Below are 2475 nucleotides of genomic sequence, written 5' to 3' on the forward strand. Positions count from 1 at the left end.
AGCCCCATGCTGGCACGGATCCACGCTGGCGATCCACGGGTGGCCGGCCAGCTCGATTTTCAGCTCTGGAGCACGTTTGCCAGCGGCCAGCTGGGGGAATCCGTGCTGGCGTTTGGCAACAACTACCTGATCTGGAAGGATGAGAAACAGGGTGCCATGCACCGTCTTAGCCTGCAGGGGGGCAAGATCCAGCTGCACCGGGATGGTGAAGAGTGGCAGCTCGCCAGCCATGACGTGACCTTCAAACTCGATGGCAAGCGCTGGCTGCAGAGCCGGTTGCAGCTCGAGCGGGTTGGCTCCCGCATTCAGGGGTATTTGCCCGCCATCGATCTGGATCAGGTCGCCAATCTGAGCCAGCTGGTCTCCGGCCTCTACCCAGAGCTGACCGAGACTCTCAAGCAGACCCGTCCGACCGGCAAAGTCCAGGACCTTATCCTGCAGGCTGACGCCGACTGGCGCGGGCTCTCTCTCAGCGGCCAGCTCTCCCACATCAAGGTCACAGCCTGGCAGGATGTGCCCGGCGTGGAGGATCTCAACGGTGAGTTCTGGCTGACCCCGAGCGGCGGCAGCGCCCGGTTGGCACTGGACAAGGACAAGGTGGATCCGGCTCGCCATTTCAAGGAGCCGATCCCGGTCGACAGCTTCTCGGCGCGGCTCGACTGGTGGCAGGATCCCAGGGGCTGGGTGCTCTATGGTCAGGACGTGGCGCTGGACAACCCGGATTTGACCCTCGCCAGTCGTTTCAGAATGGATCTCTTTGAGCACACCTTCCTCGCCCTGACCGGTCGTATCAACGTCAAGAATGCGGGCAATGCGGATCGCTACTACCCCTTGCAGGTGATGGGCAAGGGCCTGGTGGACTACCTGAGCGGTGCCATCAAGGGCGGTCAGGCCAAGGGGGCGGATCTGCTCTGGTACGGCGAGTTCAAGGATTTCCCCTTCAGCAAGGGTGAGGGGATCTTCCAGGTGGCGGTGCCGCTGGAACAGGCCACCTTCCGGTTTTTCCCCGGTTGGCAACCACTCACCAAGCTGCAGATCGATCTGCTGTTCCAGAATGCCAGCCTCGATATGCACAGCCGTTCCACCCACCTTGGCAAAGCAAGATCCGACTCGGTGCATGCCTGGATCCCGGATCTCTACCCGGGCGCCCACCTCTATGTGGATGCCAAGGTACAGGGGGAGGGCAAGGCCATCAGCGACTACCTGCAGGACTCTCCGCTGGGGGATTCTGTCGGTCAGGCGCTGCGGGAGATCGAGATCCGGGGCCCGCTCAAGGGCTCGGTCAAGCTGGATATCCCCCTCAATGGCGAGAGCGAGGTCAAGGCGAACGGTGACGCCCTGTTCAGCAACAACAAGGTGCGGGTCGCCAGCCTGGATCTGCCGCTGGAGAAAGTGCAGGGCCGCCTCGAATATGACAACGAACAGACCCGTTTCAGTAATCTCAAAGCCAGCCTGTGGAACCAGCCGCTGACCCTGGACTATCAGGGCCAGCAGCTGCCGAACCGTTATCAGGTCGATCTCAAGTTCAAAGGGCAGTGGGACAGCCGCCGCGAGCAGCGCAAGATCCCCGCTCTCGATATCCTCAAGGGGCGCAGCAACTGGGCTGGCACCCTGGGGCTGACGCTGCCCAACCACAAGCCGTTCAGCTTCCAGTTGGCGCTGGATTCCAACCTGCAGGGCATGGGGCTGGATCTGCCCTCACCGCTGACCAAGGCTGCCAACAGCCGCTTGCCGCTCAAGGTGACCGCCCGTGGCCGCGACGGCAGCGCCGACATTCGCGCCGTGCTGGGGGCGGATGTGGATATGCAGAGCCGGTTGGTTTATGGCGATGGCGCGCCTTACCTCAGCCGGGTACGGGTGGACGTGGGTCAGCCTGGGGCCCGGGTGCTGCGTGACAAGCCCATGTTGCTGGTCATCAACCAGCAGCATGCGGACGTGGCCGGCTGGCTGGTCCGACTCAAGCAGTGGTTGCCTGCGAGCACGGCGCCGGGCGGCAATGCCGTGGTCGGCCCCGCCTTCTTGCCCCGGGAGTGGTGGGTGGATGGTCAGCTGGTCCGCGCCGACATCGGCAGCGCCACCCTCAAGGCGGTGCACTTCACCGTGGGGCCGGTCAAGCAGGCCACCGAGGTGATGATCGACAGCCCAGACGTGATGGGGGTGGTGCACCTGCCGGTGGCCGGGCGTCAGCCCATAGAGGCGAAATTTGCCCGCATCTATTGGTCCGGCAATAGTTCGGATTTGAGCCCCAAGCCCGATGCCAGACAGGACAGGGCCATCATGGACGCCATTCCCTGGCTCACCTTTAGCTGTGTGGATTGCCGCTTCGGCGCTCTGCCGCTGGGGGAGGTAAAGGGAGAGCTGGTGCCTGGCGCCAACAAGCTGACCCTCAAGGAGCTGGACATGCGACTGGCGGGCAGCCAGCTGACCGGCACAGTGGACTGGCTTGCCCAGCCAGGCCGGATGCAAACCCATGCC

At 63.6% G+C, this 2475-nt stretch carries 1 protein-coding gene; it reads left to right on the forward strand.

The window, feature by feature from the left end:
* Nucleotides 1–2475 (forward strand): YhdP family phospholipid transporter (locus AAC083_RS15485; protein ID WP_258224712.1); only part of this gene is annotated, 2475 nt, incomplete at both ends.

The organism is Aeromonas sp. HMWF014 (genome assembly GCF_963878295.1).
Lineage (GTDB): Bacteria > Pseudomonadota > Gammaproteobacteria > Enterobacterales > Aeromonadaceae > Aeromonas > Aeromonas popoffii.